Raw genomic sequence first — 15838 nt, forward strand, 5'->3', positions numbered from 1 at the left:
GGAAAGAGAAAGGGAGATGGCCGTGAAAGTTCGTATGAGTAGGTTGCTGGCGATGGCCGCGACCGCGCCCCTGGTTTTCGCCGCCGCTGCGTGTGGTTCGAACTCGCAGACCGGTGCGCCGAGTCAGGGTGGCGGCGGCCCGGTCGCGACGACGCCGGCGTCGTCGCCGGTGACGTTGTCGGAGACGGGCAGCACGCTGCTGTACCCGCTGTTCAACCTGTGGGGCCCCGCCTATCACGACAAGTACAACAACGTCACTATCACCACCCAGGGCACCGGCTCCGGGACCGGGATCTCCCAGGCCGCAGCCGGGGCGGTCGCGATCGGCGCCTCCGACGCCTACCTGTCCGAGGGCGACATGGCCGCGCACAAGGGACTGATGAACATCGCGCTGGCCATTTCCGCGCAGCAGGTCAACTACAACCTGCCCGGTGTCACCGAACACATCAAGCTCAACGGCAAGGTGCTGGCCGGCATGTACAACGGCTCCGTCAAAACCTGGAACGACCCGCAGATCACCGGGCTGAACCCCGGCGTGAATCTGCCTGCCACACCGGTGGTTCCGCTGCACCGCTCCGACGGCTCCGGTGACACCTTCCTGTTCACCCAGTACCTGTCCAAGCAGGACCCCGACGGCTGGGGCAAATCGCCCGGCTTCGGCACCACCGTCGCCTTCCCGACGGTGCCCGGCGCGCTCGGGGAGAACGGCAACGGCGGCATGGTGACCGGCTGCGCGGACACCCCGGGCTGCGTGGCCTACATCGGCATCAGCTTCCTCGACCAAGCCCAGGGCAAGGGGCTCGGCGAGGCGCAGCTGGCGAACGCCTCCGACAAGTACCTGCTGCCCGACGCCAAGAGCATTCAGGCCGCGGCCGCCGGATTCGCCTCGAAAACCCCGGCGAACCAAGCGATCTCGCTGATCAACGGCCCGGCGCCGGACGGCTACCCGATCGTCAACTACGAGTACGCCATCGTCAACAGCGGACAGAAGGACGCCGCCACCGCCCAGACCCTGCAGGCCTTCCTGCACTGGGCGATCAGCGACGGCAACAACGCCTCGTTCCTGGACAAGGTTCACTTCCAGCCGCTGCCGGCCGACGTGGCGAAGCTGTCGGACGCCCAGATCGCCAAGATCAGCGGCCAGTAGGGGTTTGGTGACCGACATCGCGATGGGCGGCGCGCGGGCGCGGATCCGCGGCGCGCGCCGCCCGGGCCTGGCCATCCGTTCCCTGGGTGTGGCGGGCGCGGTGGTTCCGCTGCTCGCGCTCGTGTTCGTGCTCGCGACCCTGCTTCTCGAGGCGCTGCCCGCGATCAGGGTCAACGGGCTGCACTTTTTCACCGCCACCGAGTGGAACCCCGGCAACACCTACGGCGACGCCGTCGTCACCCGCGGCGTCCGCCATCCCGTCGGCGCCTACTACGGGGCGCTACCGCTGATCGTGGGCACCCTCGCGACCTCGGCGATCGCCCTGGTCATCGCGGTGCCGGTGTCGATCGGGGCGGCGCTGGTGATCGTGGAGCGGTTGCCGAAGCGTCTCGCGTCGGCCATCGGGATGGTGCTCGAATTGCTCGCCGGCATCCCCAGCGTCATCGTCGGCCTTTGGGGCGCAATGACATTCGGTCCGTTCATCGCCCACTACGTGGCCCCGGCGATCGCCCGCAACGCGCCCGACGTGCCGGTGCTCAGCTACTTGCGCGGCAACACCGGTAACGGGGAGGGCCTGTTGGTGTCCGGGCTGGTGCTGGCGGTGATGGTCATTCCCATCATCGCCAGCACCACCCGCGACCTGATCCGTCAGGTGCCGGTGCTGCCCCGCGAGGGCGCGGTCGCGCTGGGGATGACCGACTGGGAGTGCGCGCGGCGGGTCACCCTGCCGTGGGTGTCGAGCGGCATCGTCGGCGCGGTGGTGCTCGGGCTCGGTCGCGCGCTGGGAGAGACGATGGCCGTCGCCATGGTGTCGGGTGCAGTGTTGGGCGCGATACCCGCCAACATCTACGCGACGATGACCACCATCGCGGCCACCGTTGTGTCGCAGCTGGATTCGGCGATGACGGACTTCACCGACTTCGCCGTGAAGACCCTCGCCGAGGTGTCCCTGGTGTTGATGGTGATCACGTTGCTCACGAACGTCGCGGCCCGCGCGATGGTGCGCCGGGTGTCGGGCACGGCGCTGCCGGTGGGACGGGGTGTCTGAGATGGTCGGTACCCGACGCAAAATCGTCAACGCGCTGTTCTGGATCGGCTGCGTGTGCTGCCTGGCGGTGGTGGTCGTGCCGACGCTGTGGATGCTGGTCGAGGTCGTCGGGCGCGCCCTGCCGGTCTTCAAATGGAGCGTGCTCACCGAGAACACCCGCGGCAACGGCGGCGGGCTGCGCAACGCCATCATCGGCACCGTGGTCATCGGCGTCGGCGTCATGCTGGTCGGGGGCACCGTCAGCGTGCTGACCGGGATCTATCTCTCCGAATTCGCCGGCGGCAGAACGCGTTCCATCCTGCGCGGCGCCTACGAGATCCTGTCCGGCATCCCGTCGATCGTGCTCGGCTACGTCGGCTACCTGGCCCTGGTGGTGAAATTCCACTGGGGCTTCTCCCTGGCGGCCGGGGTGCTGACGCTCTCGGCGATGAGCATTCCCTACATCGCCAAGGCCACCGAGTCCGCGCTGGCGCAGGTGCCCACGGCCTACCGGGAGGGGGCCGAAGCGCTCGGGTTGCCGCTCGGCTGGACCCTGCGCAAGATCGTGCTCAAGTCGGCGATCCCCGGCATCGTCACCGGGTTACTGGTGGCGCTCGCGCTGGCGGTGGGCGAGACGGCGCCGATGCTGTACACGGCGGGCTGGTCGAACTCGGCCCCGACCGGCAAGCTCACCGACTCACCGGTCGGCTACCTGACCTACCCGATTTGGACGTTCTACAACCTGCCGTCGAAGGCGGCCCGCGACCTGTCCTACGACGCCGCGTTCCTGCTGATCGTGTTCGTGTTCCTGCTGATCATCCTCGGGCGGCTGATCACCTGGTTCGCGCGGCGGCACTCGGAATCCGGGTAGCCCGATTCGGTTGCGCCACAGTCTCGTTCAGGCCGTCGGCAGCCGCACCACCTGAACGAAGAACTCGTCGATCTGCCGGACCGCCTTCATGAACTGGTCCAGGTCAACGGGTTTGGTGACGTAGGCGTTGGCGTGCAGCTTGTAGCTCTTGAGGATGTCCTCCTCGGCCGAGGAGGTGGTCAGCACGACGACCGGGATCTGGGCCAGGTCGGGGTCGGACTTGATCTTCTCCAAAAGCTGGCGGCCGTCGTATTTGGGCAGGTTCAAATCCAGCAGGATCAGGTCGGGCCGCGGCGCGTCGGCGAACTCGCCGCGCCGGTACAGGTAGTTGAGTCCCTCCTCCCCGTCGTGCGCGACGTGCAGCCTGTTCTTGAGTTTGTTGTGCTCGAACGCTTCTCGCGTGATCAGCTCGTCCCCCGGGTCGTCTTCGACCAGCAGGATGTCGATCGCTCTTCCTTCGGGTGTCACTGATGCGCTCCTTCCAAAGCGACTGAGTCCTCTTCCTCGACGGGCCCGGGCATGGGCAACGTGAATTCGAATCGCGTCCCCTCCGTGTAGGACGTGTCGATCCGCACGGTGCCGCCGTGGTGCTCGACGATCTTCTTGACCAACGCGAGACCCACGCCGGTTCCCGCGTACACCTCCCGGCCGTGCAGCCGCTGGAAGATGACGAAGACCTTGTCGGAGAATTCCTCCGGGATGCCGATGCCGTTGTCCGACACGCTGAACAACCATTCGCCGTCGTGGGTGCCCTCGCCGGGTGCGCATTCGATGACGACGCGGGGCGGGCGATCCTTGTGCCGGAACTTGATCGCGTTGCCGATCAGGTTCTGCCACAGCATCGTCAGCAGCGTCGGATCCCCCACGATCTCCGGGAGCGGCTCCGTCGGGCGCACGATCTGGGCTTCGGTCTCCTCGATCGCGACGGCCAGGTTGGCCAGGCCGGCGTCAAGCGTCGCGTCGAGCTGCACCTCGGTCTCCGTGGTGCCCAGCCGGCCGACCCGGGAGAAGGTGAGCAGGTCGTTGATCAGCGCCTGCATGCGTTTGGCGCCGTCGACCGCGAATCCGATGTATTCGATGCCGCGTTCATCGAGCTTGTCGGCGTACCGTTTCTCGAGCAGCTGACAGAAGGAGGCCACCTTGCGCAGCGGCTCCTGCAGATCGTGCGAGGCGACATAGGCGAACTGCTCGAGTTCGGTGTTGGACCGGCGCAATTCGGCGGTCTGCTCATCGAGCAGGGTTTGGGCCGAACGGGACACGTCGAGCTCTTCGACCATGCGCTTGCGCATGTTCTCGACGTCGATGGCCATGTTGCGAATGTCCTTGGGCCGCTTGGGCGCCGAGATCACTTCGTCGAAATTGCCCTGGGTGATCCGGCGGCAGGCCGCGGCCAGGTTCGCGATCGGCCGGGTGATCGCCGCGCGACTCAGCAACCCCAACAGCAGGGCCGCGGCCAAAACGATCAGCACCATCGCGCCCAGCACCCAGTCGCGCCAGCCGTTGATGTCGTTGAGCTCGTCGACGGCGCTGGCCGCCGCGTCGGCCAGGTGCGTGTTCTGCGTGTCGAAAAGCACTCGCAGACGGTCGAATTTGGCCTTGCCGAGGTCGGCCATCGAGGTGCTGACGACGCTGGGAACCTTGGGGGTCACGGCCGCGATGACGGGTTCGGCGTAGCTGGTGCGCCAGTCCGCGGCGGCGGTTTCGACCGCCTCCAGGTCGGCGATCAGCTCCGCGCGCCCGCCCACCAGCCGCCGAATCTCGTCGGCGGCCGCCCGTTCGGCGCGTTGCCCGTCGTAATACGGCGCGAGGAACTGCCGGTCGGCGGTGATCAGGTAACCGCGCACGCCCGTTTCCTGGTCCCGCAGGGCCGCCTGCAAATGGGTCGCGGCGACGCGCGCCGGCTGGATGTCCTCGCCCACCTGGCGCGACACCTGGTCGGTGCGGTCCAGCAGCACCCCGCCGACGACCGCGCCGAGGAGCACCGTCGCACCCATGATCCACAGGACGAGGGCCAGCCACCCCCGCACGGTGAGCTGCGCGAGCCGAAGCGGAGCCGGTGGGATCACGTGGTGGTCCTCTCGATGCGGAGCACGGCGATGTCGTCGGTGAGGCCGCCGCGCGGCTCGGCGAGTTCCTGGGCGCCGTCGATGAGGGCGTCGACGAATGCCGGGCCGGGTCGGTTGGCGTGCGAGCGGGCCAGCTCGAGCAGGCCGTCCTCGCCGAGCCGCTCGGTCCCCTGCCCCGAATAGCCTTCGTAGAGACCGTCGGTCAGCAACAGCAGGCCGTGGCCGGCGGGCAGCTCCAGCTCGTGGCGCGGCCAGCCGTCGGCGCGCAGGCCCAGCGCCGGGCCGCCCGGCGGCTCCACCCACTGCACCGCGCCGCCGCCCTGCAGCAACATCCCCGGATGCCCGGCGCGGATGACGCTGACCTCCGGGCGCTCCGGGCAGATCTCGAGGCTGAGCACGGTCGCGAAGATGCCGGTGCCGGTGCGTTCCGAATACAGCACCCGCTCGAGCTGGCGCATCAGGTCGACGCCGTGCACGCCGGCGAAGGTGAGCGTGCGAAACGCGATCCGCAGCGCCGCGCCCAGGGCCGCCTCGTGCGGGCCGTGCCCGGCGACGTCGCCGATCAGGACGTGCACGATCCGGTCGGGCGTCTGGACGACGTCGTAGAAGTCGCCGCAGAGCAAAGCGCCTTCACGGCTGGGGCGGTAGCGGGCGACGATGTCGACGCCCGGGTCGTCCAGCAGCAGCGGGGAGGGCAGCAGTCCGCGTTCCAGCAGCGCGTTCTCCCGGGCCCGCAGCTGGGTCGCGTGCAGGTCGGCGGCGATCAGCTCGGCGCGCTTGCGCTCGATCGCGTACAGCAGCGCGCGGCGCAGCATCTCCGGCTCGACGCGGCCCTTGACCAGGTAGTCCTGGGCGCCGGCGGCGACGGCCGACGCCCCGAAATACTCGTCGTTGAGCCCGGTCAGCACGACGATCGGGACGGTGGCGTCCAGCTTGGCCACGCGGTCCAACGCGTCGATCCCGCTGGCGTCGGGCAGGTGCAGATCCAGCAGCACGCAATCGGGGCGGGCGGATTCCAGCTCGCGTTCGGCGTCCGCCATCGACTTGGCCCACACCACCCGGATGTCGGCGGCCGCGTCGGCGATCAGGTCTTCCACGAGCACCGCGTCGGCGCGGTCGTCCTCGACCAAGAGCAACGACAAGGATTGCCAACTCGCCGTCGGCGTGACCGGAGCACGTGCCGGAATCAATTCCCGGCCATCTGTGGACGGGTGTGGGAAGTCACGTTCTGCACTTGCAGACCCCCTGGCCGCGATAAGACCCTTGCTCGTTGGCGGTGGTCGGACGGGATAGCCGGTGCCTGTTTACCGACCGTCGGCTTGGACTTCACGCGCCGTGGAGATCCTATGCGGTGCGGGCCGGGTTTTCCCAATGGACCCGCGGAACGAATCAGCGCAGCAGCGCCCGCGACATCACCACGCGCTGAATCTGATTGGTGCCCTCGTAGATCTGGGTGATCTTGGCGTCACGCATCATCCGCTCGACGGGGAAATCGACGGTGTAGCCGGCGCCGCCGAACAGCTGCACCGCGTCCGTGGTGACCTCCATCGCGACGTCGGACGCCAGGCACTTCGACGCCGCCGAGATGAAGCCCAGGTGCGATTCGCCGCGCTCGGCGCGGGCGGCAGCGTGGTACACCATCAGCCGGGCGGACTCCACCTTCATCGCCATGTCGGCGAGCATGAACTGCACGCCCTGGTTGTCGCTGACCGGGCGGCCGAACTGCTTGCGGTCCTTGGTGTAGGCGATGGCCGCGTCCAGCGCGCCCTGGGCGATGCCGACCGCCTGCGCGCCGATGGTGGGCCGGGTGTGGTCCAGCGTCGCGAGCGCCGTCTTGAAACCGGTGCCCCGCTCGCCGATGATCCGGTCGCCCGGGATGCGGCAGTTCTCGAAGTACAGCTCGGTGGTCGGCGAACCCTTGATACCCAGCTTCTTTTCCTTGGGCCCGACGCTGAATCCCTCGTCGTCGGAGTGCACCATGAACGACGAAATCCCATTGGCGCCCTTGTCCGGATCGGTCACCGCCATCACCGTGTACCAGCTCGACTTGCCGCCGTTGGTGATCCAGCATTTGGCGCCGTTGAGGATCCAGTCGTCCCCGTCGGCCTTGGCCCGGGTCCGCATCGATCCGGCGTCGCTGCCGGCCTCGCGCTCGGACAGCGCGTAGGACGCCATCGCCGAGCCGTCCGCGATCGAGGGCAGCACCTGCTTTTTCAGCTCGTCGGAGCCGCGCAGGATCAGCCCCATCGTGCCGAGCTTGTTGACCGCGGGAATCAGCGACGCCGAGGCGTCGACGCGGGCGACCTCTTCGATGACGATGCACGCGGCCACCGAGTCGGCGCCCTGCCCGCCGTACTCCTCGGGCACGTGCACGGCGTTGAAGCCCGACGCGTTCAGGGCCTCCAGCGCCTCCTGCGGGAAGCGCGAGTTCTCGTCGACGTCGGCGGCGTGCGGGGCGATTTCCTTTTCCGCCAGCGCGCGGATCGCCGCCCGCAATTCGGTGTGTTCCTCGGGCAACTGGAACAGATCAAAGGTGGGATTTCCGGCCCATCCAGCCATCTCGAGCCTCCTACGCTCTCCTGTGGCGCCCTGCCGAACCGCCCGACTCCTGCGCGGGCGCGGCGCGCCTCGTCGCCAAGCTACTAGTCGGTAACTTTACCCCGGCGCTGCTGCAGCGCCTCATCCTTGGCCCGCACGGTCTCGGCCAGCTGCTGCTGGAAGTCGACGATCCGGGCACGCAGCGCCGGGTCCGACGATCCGAGGATGCGCACGGCGAGCAGGCCGGCGTTGCGGGCGCCGCCGATGGAGACCGTGGCCACCGGGACACCGGCGGGCATCTGCACGATCGACAGCAACGAGTCCAGGCCGTCGAGCCGCGCGAGCGGCACCGGCACGCCGATCACCGGCAGCGGCGTCGCGGACGCGACCATGCCGGGCAGGTGCGCCGCCCCGCCGGCGCCGGCGATGATCACCTCGATGCCGCGCCCGGCCGCGTCGCGGGCGTAGTCGAACATCACCTGCGGGGTGCGGTGCGCCGAGACGACCCGGACCTCGGCCGGCACGTCGAACTCGGCCAGCGCCGCCGCGGCGTCCTGCATCACCGACCAGTCGCTGTCGCTGCCCATGATGACGCCGACGCGAGCCTGCCGATCGCTACCCATGAGGATCCCATCCGTCCGTCCACTGCCCGTGTGACAACCAGTGTGCCGCCAGGTCGGCGCGTTCCCGCAGCTTCGCCACGCTTTCGCGGGCCGGGTCCAGGCCGACGAAGTTGATGTGGCCGACCTTGCGGCCGGGGCGCTCCTGCTTGCCGTACAGGTGCACCCGCGCGTCGGGCATCCGCGCGAACAGGTGGTGCAGCCGCTCGTCGACGCTCATCTGCGGGGGCCCGGAAGCTTCGGCGGCGCCCAGCACGTTGGCCATCACGGTCACCGGCGCCAGCGCGTCGGTGTCGCCGAGCGGGTAGTCGAGCACCGCGCGCAGATGCTGCTCGAACTGGCTGGTGCGCGACCCGTCCATGGTCCAGTGCCCCGAGTTGTGCGGCCGCATCGCCAGCTCGTTGACGAGCAGCGACCCGTCACCGGTCTCGAACAGCTCGACCGCGAGCACCCCGACCACGCCAAGCTCGGCCGCCAGCCGCAGCGCCAGCTGCTGTGCGGCGGCGGCCTGCTCGCCGGGCAGGTCCGGCGCGGGGGCGATCACCTGCACGCAGATCCCGTCGCGCTGCACGGTCTCGACGACCGGCCACGCCGCCCCTTGCCCGAACGGCGACCGGGCCACCAGCGCGGAGAGCTCGCGGCGCAGGTTCACCTGCTCCTCGGCCATCACCGGCACGCCGTCGGCCAGGAAGGCGGCCGCGATCTCGCGAGCGTGCACCGGGTCGCGGGCCATCCGCACCCCACGCCCGTCGTAACCGCCGCGGATCGCCTTCACCACCACGGGCCCGGCGATCCCCCGCGCGAACTCGTCGAGTTCGTCGACGCTGCGGATCTCGGCGTAGCGGGGCACCGGCACGCCGAGGGCCTCCAACCGCCGCCGCATCACGAGCTTGTCCTGCGCGTGCACCAGCGCCTGTGGCGGTGGCGCCACGTTGACGCCCTCGGCGACGAGCTTGTCCAGCAGTTCGGTCGGCACGTGCTCGTGATCGAACGTCAGCACGTCGGCACCCTCGGCCACCCGGCGCAGGTCCTCGAGATCGGTGTGCGAACCGATCACCACGTCGGGGGCGACCAGCGCGGCCGATTCGCCGGCGTCGGTGGCCAGCACCCGCAGCGTCTGCCCCAGGGCGATCGCCGCCTGGTGGGTCATCCGGGCGAGCTGACCGCCTCCAACCATCGCGACGACGGGGATGACCCGGGGAACGGCTCGGGCGGCCGGGGGGCGCGTTTCGAGGGGGGCTGCGCCCGGGGGGCGTGTACTCGGCACGGCCATCATCGTGTCACGGCCGCGCACACCGCCGCCAAGGCGTGTGACCGGCGCTGACACTGAATTGTTATGTACGATTTTGCGTCGAATTTGTGTCCGTCCGTACACTGACGTGTTGTGTCCTTCGCCGAAGCCACGATCGCGCGTCTGCCAAGGGTTTTGCAGCCCTATTTGCTACGCCACCACGAACTGATCAAATTCGCCATTGTCGGCGGCACCACGTTCGTCATCGACTCGGCGATTTTCTACACGCTCAAGCTGACAATTCTTGAACCCAAACCGGTCACCGCGAAGGTGATCGCCGGGATCGTGGCGGTCATCGCGTCCTACGTGCTGAACCGGGAATGGAGCTTCCGCAACCGCGGCGGCCGCGAGCGCCACCACGAGGCCCTGCTGTTCTTCGCGTTCAGCGGCGTCGGGGTGCTGCTGTCCATGGCGCCGCTGTGGTTCTCCAGCTACGTGCTGCAACTGCGCGTGCCGACGGTGTCGCTGGCGGTGGAAAACCTCGCCGACTTCATCTCGGCCTACATCATCGGAAACCTGCTGCAGATGGCGTTCCGCTTCTGGGCGTTCCGCCGCTGGGTATTTCCGGACCAATTTGCCCGCACCCCCGACAAGGCGCTGGAATCCGCCCTCACCGCCGGCGGTATTGCCGAGATCTTCGAAGACGAGATCGAGGGCGGAAACGTCACCCTGCTGCGCGCCTGGCGCAATCGGGCCGGCCGCCTGGGTCAGCTCGGCGATTCCTCGGAACCGAGGGTGTCGAAGACTTCGTGATACAGCAGCGCGTGCACCTCGCGCAGCCGCGGAATGTCGTAGAACTCCAAGGGGTCCTGTGACGCCGATTCGATGATCAGCGTCCCGGTGCGAAACATTCGCTCGGTGATCCGGTCGCGGAATTCCACGCTGTTGATCCGGGCCAGCGGGATGTCGATCCCGGTGCGCGTCAACACCCCGTGCCGGAACATCACCCGCCGGTTCGTCACCACGAAATGTGTCGTCAGCCAGCTTCCGAAGGGCCACAACGTCAGCCACCCGACGATCACCAGCCAGATCCCCCAGATGACGCCGTGGATGATGTTCTTGGCGAGCTGCTCCCAGTGCGTCGAGTTGAGGTATCCCGAGCCGAACGCCGCCAGCCCGGTCACCACGATGAGAACCAGCACCGGCCAGATCAACCGCTTCCAGTGCGGGTGCCGATGCACGATGACGTGCTCGCCGGCGGCCAGCACATTGTCCGGATAGCCCATGCCCGCCGACCTTAGCCTCGCGGCGCGACGAACTAGCGCAAATGCACCACATCGCCGGCCGCGACGACGGCGGTCTGCCCGCCACTGTCCAGGCACAACCGGCCCTGATCGTCGATGGCGGTCGCGGTGCCGTCGATCTGCTTGCCGCCGGGCAAGTGCGCGCGCACCCGGTTGCCGAGGGTCAGGCTGCGCGCCCGGTAGTCGGCGGCCAGCGCCCAGTCGGCGCCGCGCGCGGCGCGCCAGGCCACGATCCGCCGCCCCAGCTCCCGCAGCAGGTCCGACACCAACCGCGTGCGGTCGGGTTCGGCCACGCCGAGATCGAGCAGCGACGTCGCGCCGGGGCCGTCGATCTCCTCGGCGGACTGAGTCACGTTGAGCCCCAAGCCGATAACCACCACCGGCTTTGCCACCTCGGCGAGAATCCCGGCCAGCTTGCCCGGCGAATCGGCCGGCCCGGCCAGCACGTCGTTGGGCCATTTGAGCCCCACCCGGGCCCCGGACCCTTCCAGCAGCGGGGCGACGGTGTCGACCACCGCCACCCCGGCGGCCAGCGGCAGCCAGCCCCACCCGGTGCTGGGGACGTCGACGACGCTGACGCCGACCGACATGGTGATCTGGGCGCGCGGGGTGGCCGACCAGCCGCGGCCGTGCCGCCCGCGGCCGGCGGTCTGGTGCTCGGCGATCAGCACGGCGCCGGCGACGTCGGCGCCCATTGAACTCCGGGCCGCCCGCGCCAGCAGGTCGGCGTTGGTGGATCCGGTCTGCTCGACGACGTCGAGCTGACGCCAGCCCAGCCCGGTGCCGATCAACTCGGCGCGCAGCGCGGCGGCGTCCAGCGGCGCTCGAAGTTGATCTCGGTCTGTCACCGGACCCAGCCTAGAACTCAGGACCGACGGTCGCGCATGTCCAGGACGGCCAGGTGGCTGAACAGCATGCTGGTTCCGATCGGGTTGCCCCCACCGGGATACGCGGTGCCGCTGGGCGCGGCCATCGTGTTGCCCGCCGCGTACAGGCCCGGAATCGGGTGGCCGGACGTGTCGAGCACCCGCGCCGCGGCGTCGGTGCGCAGGCCGCCTTTGGTGCCCAGGTCCGAGATGCCGAACGCCGCGGCGTGATAGGGCGGCGAGTCGATGGGCACCAGCGGCGAGGCGCCCGCCGAGAACGCACGATCGAATGCCTCGTCACCGCGGCCGAAGTCCTCGTCGACGCCGGAGGCGGCAAAACCGTTGAACCGCTTCACCGTTGCCGCCAGCCGCTCGCCCGGCACCCCGATCTTGGCGGCCAGCTCCTCGAGGGTGTCCGCGGAGTGCCACAGGCCGGCGGCGACGTACTTCTCGGTCTCGACGATGGAGACGTTGGCCGCCTTGACCGGCGGCACCTCGCCCTCGGAGTCGTCGTAGATCATCCAGTACGGCAACGTGATTGAGCCGTCCTGCAGTTGCGCGATGATCTCGCGGCCGGCCCGGTCGTAGGCCCGGGACTCGTTGACGAACCGGTCGCCGTCCTGGTTGACGAAGATGCCGCCGGTGAACCACAGCGCGAAGGCGGACCGGCCGTCGGGGTGGGTCATGCCCGGCGACCACCAGGCCTGGTCCAGTAGGTCGGTGTCCGCGCCCGCGGCGATGCCGGCCTGCAGCGCCAGACCGCGACTTCCCGGGCCCCCCATGGTGTCTCGCGCGCTGCCCGGCACCCCGTACTTTCGCCGGAGCTCGTCGTTGCCCTCGAAGCCGCCGGCGGCCAGCAGCACTCCCCGGCGGGCGCGGATGGCGCGGCGCTGCCCGCCGGTCTCGACGATCGCTCCCGTCACGCGGCCCTCGTCTACCACGAGGTCGACCAGTGCGGTGTCGCGCTGCAGCGACGCGCTCGGGTACTCGCCGATGGCCTTGAGGAATCGGGCGATCAGCGCGCGGCCCCCGACGTAGTAGTCCGACGGCGGTTCGGCGCCGAGCCGGTCGGTGTCCAGCGGCCCGCGGATCGCGTCGCGGAATTCGGGGGCGGCGGCCACCGCCAGAGGCTTGGCCGCGATGTGACGCTGGCCGTCGAGGCGCGCCTTGGGCGCCTTGCCGTAGTAGTCGGGCCACGGCAGCGGCACGAACTTCAGGTTCGGGTCGGCCTCCAGGTACTCGATCAGCGGCGCGCCGCCGCGGACGTAGGTTTCCTGCAGCTCGCGCGGGGTGCGATCGCCGACCACGGCGCGGTAGTAGGTGAGCGCGTCCTCGATGGTGTCGTCGGTGCCGGCGCGCAGCAGCACCGGATTGCACGGGAACCACACGCCGCCCCCGCCGGAGTACGCGGTGGTGCCACCGAACTTGTCGGTCGCCTCGACCAGGAGCACGTCAAGGCCTTCGCGCGCCGCGGTGTACGCGCCGGTGACGCCGCCGCCGCCCGATCCCGCGACCAGTACGTCGCATTCGGCCTTCCAGTCCACCGTGCCCATAGTCAGCGCAGCCTATCCGCGCCGCTAAGCTCGACTCCCATGACGAGCGTTACCGACCACACCGCGGAACCCGCCGCCGAACACACCATCGACATCCACACCACCGCCGGCAAGCTGGCCGAACTGCACAAGCGCCGCGAGGAGTCGCTGCACCCGGTGGGTGAAGAGGCCGTCGAGAAGGTGCACGCCAAGGGCAAGCTGACCGCCCGCGAGCGCATCCTCGCCCTGCTCGACGAGGACTCGTTCGTCGAGCTCGACGCGCTGGCCCGCCACCGCAGCAAGAACTTCGGCCTGGAGAACAACCGCCCGCTGGGCGACGGCGTGATCACCGGCTACGGCACCATCGACGGCCGCGACGTGTGCATCTTCAGCCAGGACGCCACCGTGTTCGGCGGCAGCCTAGGCGAGGTGTACGGCGAGAAGATCGTCAAGGTCCAGGAGCTGGCGATCAAGACCGGGCGCCCACTGATCGGCATCAACGACGGCGCGGGGGCGCGCATCCAGGAGGGCGTCGTCTCGCTCGGCCTCTACAGCCGCATCTTCCGCAACAACATCCTGGCCTCCGGCGTCATCCCGCAGATCTCGCTGATCATGGGGGCCGCCGCCGGTGGGCACGTCTACTCCCCCGCGCTGACCGACTTCGTGGTCATGGTCGACCAGACCAGCCAGATGTTCATCACCGGGCCCGACGTCATCAAGACCGTCACCGGCGAGGACGTCACCATGGAGGAGCTGGGCGGCGCCCACACCCACATGGCCAAGTCGGGCACGCTGCACTACGTCGCCTCCGGTGAGCAGGACGCCTTCGACTGGGTCCGCGACCTGCTGAGCTACCTGCCGCCCAACAACGCGACCGACCCGCCCCGCTACGCCGAGCCGCACCCGCCCGGCGCCATCGAGGACAACCTCACCGAGGAGGACCTCGAGCTGGACACGCTGATCCCGGACTCGCCCAACCAGCCCTACGACATGCACGAGGTGATCACCCGCATCCTCGACGACGACGAATTCCTGGAAGTCCAGGGGGGTTACGCGCAGAACATCGTCGTCGGGTTCGGCCGCATCGACGGCCGCCCGGTCGGGATCGTGGCCAACCAGCCGACGCAGTTCGCCGGCTGCCTGGACATCAACGCCTCGGAGAAGGCGGCCCGCTTCGTGCGGACCTGCGACTGCTTCAACATCCCGATCATCATGCTGGTCGACGTGCCGGGCTTTTTGCCGGGCACCGGCCAAGAGTACAACGGCATCATCCGGCGCGGCGCCAAGCTGCTGTACGCCTACGGCGAGGCCACCGTCCCCAAGATCACCGTCATCACCCGCAAGGCCTACGGCGGCGCCTACTGCGTCATGGGCTCCAAGGACATGGGCTGCGACGTCAACATCGCCTGGCCGTCGGCGCAGATCGCCGTGATGGGGGCCTCCGGGGCCGTCGGATTCGTCTACCGCAAGCAGCTTTCCGAGGCGGCCAAGGAGGGCAAGGACGTCGACGCGCTGCGCCTGCAGCTGCAGCAGGAGTACGAGGACACCCTGGTCAATCCGTACGTCGCCGCCGAGCGCGGATACGTCGACGCGGTGATCCCGCCGTCGCACACCCGCGGCTACATCGGCACGGCGCTGCGCCTGCTGGAACGCAAGATCGCCCACCTGCCCCCCAAGAAGCACGGGAACATACCGCTGTGACCCAGACTCAGACCGAAGCGGCGGCCGCTGAAGCTCAGCAGCCGCACGAGCCGCACATCCAGATCCTCAAGGGCGAACCCACCGTCGAGGAGGTGGCCGCGCTGGTCGCGGTGCTGGGCTGCGTCGGCGGTGCGCCCGAGCCCGAACAGCCCGAGGAGACCCGCTGGGGCCTCCCGGTCGACCGGCTGCGGTTCGCGATGTCGAACTACCAGCGGCTGACCATGCAGCAAATGACGCACATGAGGCGTTGACCCGCCTGGTGCTGGCGTCGGCCTCGGCCGGCCGGCTCAAGGTGTTGCGTCAGGCGGGCGTCGACCCGCTGGTCGTGGTGTCCGGCGTCGACGAGGACGCGGTCGCGGCGGCGCTGGGACCCGGCGCCGAGCCGCCCGACGTGGTGTGCGCCCTGGCCCGGGCCAAGGCCGAACAGGTCGCCGGCGGGCTGGACGGCGCCGTCGCGGCCGATTGCGTTGTCCTTGGCTGTGATTCGATGCTTTCCCTCGACGGCCGGCTGTGCGGCAAGCCCGGATCGGCCGACGCCGCGGCGAGCCAGTGGCGCCGCATGGGCGGGCGGTCCGGCGGGCTGCACACCGGGCACTGCCTGCTGCGGATGTCCGACGGCGCGATCACCCATTGCGAGGTCGAATCAGCTTGCACCACAGTTCATTTCGCCGAACCGACGGACGCCGATCTGCGCGCCTACGTGGCCGGCGGCGAACCGTGGCACGTGGCGGGCGGCTTCACCCTCGACGGCCTGGGCGGCTGGTTCGTCGACGGCATCGACGGCGACCCGTCGAACGTGATCGGCGTGAGCCTGCCGCTGCTGCGGCGCCTGCTGGGGCGGGCCGGGCTGTCGGTGGCCGCGCTGTGGGCCGGCGACTCGACCACCGGCGCCGGCGAGACATAAACCACGGCGATCCGCGACGGCGTGTCGTCGC

16 protein-coding genes are annotated in these 15838 nt (G+C 69.3%); 7 read left to right on the top strand and 9 right to left on the bottom strand.

Annotated features, from left to right (window positions below; translation table 11 throughout):
- Positions 1 to 22 precede the first annotated feature (22 nt).
- Genes pstS through pstA form a run of 3 tightly spaced genes read left to right on the top strand, consistent with a single transcriptional unit; the run spans position 23 to position 3045 of the window.
- Positions 23 to 1147, top strand: a complete 1125-nt coding sequence (gene pstS, locus W7U_RS16130) for a phosphate ABC transporter substrate-binding protein PstS (RefSeq protein ID WP_085976517.1) — start codon at positions 23 to 25, stop codon at positions 1145 to 1147.
- A gap of 22 nt (positions 1148 to 1169) precedes the next feature.
- On the top strand, positions 1170 to 2195 hold the full coding sequence (gene pstC / locus W7U_RS16135) for a phosphate ABC transporter permease subunit PstC (protein WP_050989424.1): 1026 nt from the start codon (positions 1170 to 1172) through the stop codon (positions 2193 to 2195).
- Between the two features lies 1 nt (position 2196).
- Positions 2197 to 3045 carry a phosphate ABC transporter permease PstA gene (gene pstA, locus W7U_RS16140; RefSeq protein WP_008259864.1) on the top strand — a complete coding sequence of 283 codons (849 nt, stop codon included), beginning with the start codon at positions 2197 to 2199 and terminating at the stop codon, positions 3043 to 3045.
- A 27-nt stretch (positions 3046 to 3072) separates the two neighbouring features.
- Here the strand turns inward: pstA and W7U_RS16145 are convergent, their stop codons facing one another.
- From W7U_RS16145 to W7U_RS16170, 6 genes are all read right to left on the bottom strand, one after another.
- On the bottom strand, positions 3073 to 3513 hold the full coding sequence (locus tag W7U_RS16145) for a response regulator (RefSeq protein ID WP_008259874.1): 441 nt from the start codon (positions 3511 to 3513) through the stop codon (positions 3073 to 3075).
- The gene (locus W7U_RS16150) at positions 3510 to 5111 is read right to left on the bottom strand and encodes a sensor histidine kinase (RefSeq protein ID WP_008259883.1); all 1602 of its coding nucleotides are present in this window, start codon (positions 5109 to 5111) and stop codon (positions 3510 to 3512) included. The genes W7U_RS16145 and W7U_RS16150 overlap by 4 nt, the downstream gene beginning before the upstream one ends.
- Positions 5108 to 6253: a SpoIIE family protein phosphatase gene (locus W7U_RS16155; protein ID WP_008259898.1), complete on the bottom strand. Its 1146-nt coding sequence runs from the start codon at positions 6251 to 6253 to the stop codon at positions 5108 to 5110. Before W7U_RS16155 ends, W7U_RS16150 begins: the two co-directional genes overlap by 4 nt.
- Before the next feature lie 247 nt (positions 6254 to 6500).
- Positions 6501 to 7670 (bottom strand): acyl-CoA dehydrogenase, encoded by a 1170-nt coding sequence (locus tag W7U_RS16160; protein ID WP_008259901.1) that lies wholly within the window; start codon positions 7668 to 7670, stop codon positions 6501 to 6503.
- Between the two features lie 83 nt (positions 7671 to 7753).
- Positions 7754 to 8272 (bottom strand): 5-(carboxyamino)imidazole ribonucleotide mutase, encoded by a 519-nt coding sequence (gene purE / locus W7U_RS16165; RefSeq protein ID WP_008259902.1) that lies wholly within the window; start codon positions 8270 to 8272, stop codon positions 7754 to 7756.
- Complete coding sequence (locus W7U_RS16170) at positions 8265 to 9446, bottom strand: 5-(carboxyamino)imidazole ribonucleotide synthase (RefSeq protein WP_036429468.1); 1182 nt, start codon at positions 9444 to 9446, stop codon at positions 8265 to 8267. Before W7U_RS16170 ends, purE begins: the two co-directional genes overlap by 8 nt.
- 207 nt (positions 9447 to 9653) lie before the next feature.
- Between W7U_RS16170 and W7U_RS16175 the strand changes: the two genes are divergently transcribed.
- Positions 9654 to 10313, top strand: coding sequence for a GtrA family protein (locus W7U_RS16175; RefSeq protein ID WP_008259906.1), 660 nt, complete (start codon positions 9654 to 9656; stop codon positions 10311 to 10313).
- Here the strand turns inward: W7U_RS16175 and W7U_RS16180 are convergent.
- Genes W7U_RS16180 through W7U_RS16190 form a run of 3 tightly spaced genes read right to left on the bottom strand, consistent with a single transcriptional unit; the run spans position 10268 to position 13223 of the window.
- Positions 10268 to 10786, bottom strand: a complete 519-nt coding sequence (locus W7U_RS16180) for a PH domain-containing protein (protein WP_008259908.1) — start codon at positions 10784 to 10786, stop codon at positions 10268 to 10270. The genes W7U_RS16175 and W7U_RS16180 overlap by 46 nt on opposite strands.
- A gap of 32 nt (positions 10787 to 10818) precedes the next feature.
- Positions 10819 to 11652 (bottom strand): biotin--[acetyl-CoA-carboxylase] ligase, encoded by an 834-nt coding sequence (locus tag W7U_RS16185; RefSeq protein ID WP_008259913.1) that lies wholly within the window; start codon positions 11650 to 11652, stop codon positions 10819 to 10821.
- 17 nt (positions 11653 to 11669) lie between these two features.
- Positions 11670 to 13223 (bottom strand): FAD-binding protein, encoded by a 1554-nt coding sequence (locus tag W7U_RS16190; RefSeq protein ID WP_008259920.1) that lies wholly within the window; start codon positions 13221 to 13223, stop codon positions 11670 to 11672.
- A gap of 39 nt (positions 13224 to 13262) precedes the next feature.
- On the opposite strand from W7U_RS16190, the gene W7U_RS16195 reads away from it, so the two are divergent.
- From W7U_RS16195 to W7U_RS16205, 3 genes are read left to right on the top strand one after another with little or no spacing between them, the layout of a single operon-like run.
- A complete protein-coding gene (locus tag W7U_RS16195; protein WP_008259921.1) occupies positions 13263 to 14903 on the top strand; it encodes an acyl-CoA carboxylase subunit beta in 1641 nt (546 codons plus the stop codon).
- Positions 14900 to 15154, top strand: a complete 255-nt coding sequence (locus W7U_RS16200) for an acyl-CoA carboxylase subunit epsilon (protein ID WP_008259922.1) — start codon at positions 14900 to 14902, stop codon at positions 15152 to 15154. Before W7U_RS16195 ends, W7U_RS16200 begins: the two co-directional genes overlap by 4 nt.
- Positions 15151 to 15807: a nucleoside triphosphate pyrophosphatase gene (locus tag W7U_RS16205; protein WP_008259923.1), complete on the top strand. Its 657-nt coding sequence runs from the start codon at positions 15151 to 15153 to the stop codon at positions 15805 to 15807. Before W7U_RS16200 ends, W7U_RS16205 begins: the two co-directional genes overlap by 4 nt.
- Positions 15808 to 15838 lie beyond the last annotated feature (31 nt).

The organism is Mycobacterium sp. H4Y (genome assembly GCF_000364405.1).
Taxonomy (GTDB): Bacteria; Actinomycetota; Actinomycetes; order Mycobacteriales; family Mycobacteriaceae; genus Mycobacterium; species Mycobacterium intracellulare.

Excerpts from the sequence above, each read along its gene's own strand:
- pstC (WP_050989424.1), top strand. The coding sequence starts at position 1,170 with ATGGGCGGCGCGCGGGCGCGGATCCGCGGCGCGCGCCGCCCGGGCCTG.
- pstA (WP_008259864.1), top strand. The coding sequence starts at position 2,197 with ATGGTCGGTACCCGACGCAAAATCGTCAACGCGCTGTTCTGGATCGGC.
- W7U_RS16160 (WP_008259901.1), bottom strand. The coding sequence starts at position 7,670 with ATGGCTGGATGGGCCGGAAATCCCACCTTTGATCTGTTCCAGTTGCCC.
- purE (WP_008259902.1), bottom strand. The coding sequence starts at position 8,272 with ATGGGTAGCGATCGGCAGGCTCGCGTCGGCGTCATCATGGGCAGCGAC.
- W7U_RS16170 (WP_036429468.1), bottom strand. The coding sequence starts at position 9,446 with ATGGTTGGAGGCGGTCAGCTCGCCCGGATGACCCACCAGGCGGCGATC.
- W7U_RS16180 (WP_008259908.1), bottom strand. The coding sequence starts at position 10,786 with ATGGGCTATCCGGACAATGTGCTGGCCGCCGGCGAGCACGTCATCGTG.
- W7U_RS16190 (WP_008259920.1), bottom strand. The coding sequence starts at position 13,223 with ATGGGCACGGTGGACTGGAAGGCCGAATGCGACGTACTGGTCGCGGGA.
- W7U_RS16195 (WP_008259921.1), top strand. The coding sequence starts at position 13,263 with ATGACGAGCGTTACCGACCACACCGCGGAACCCGCCGCCGAACACACC.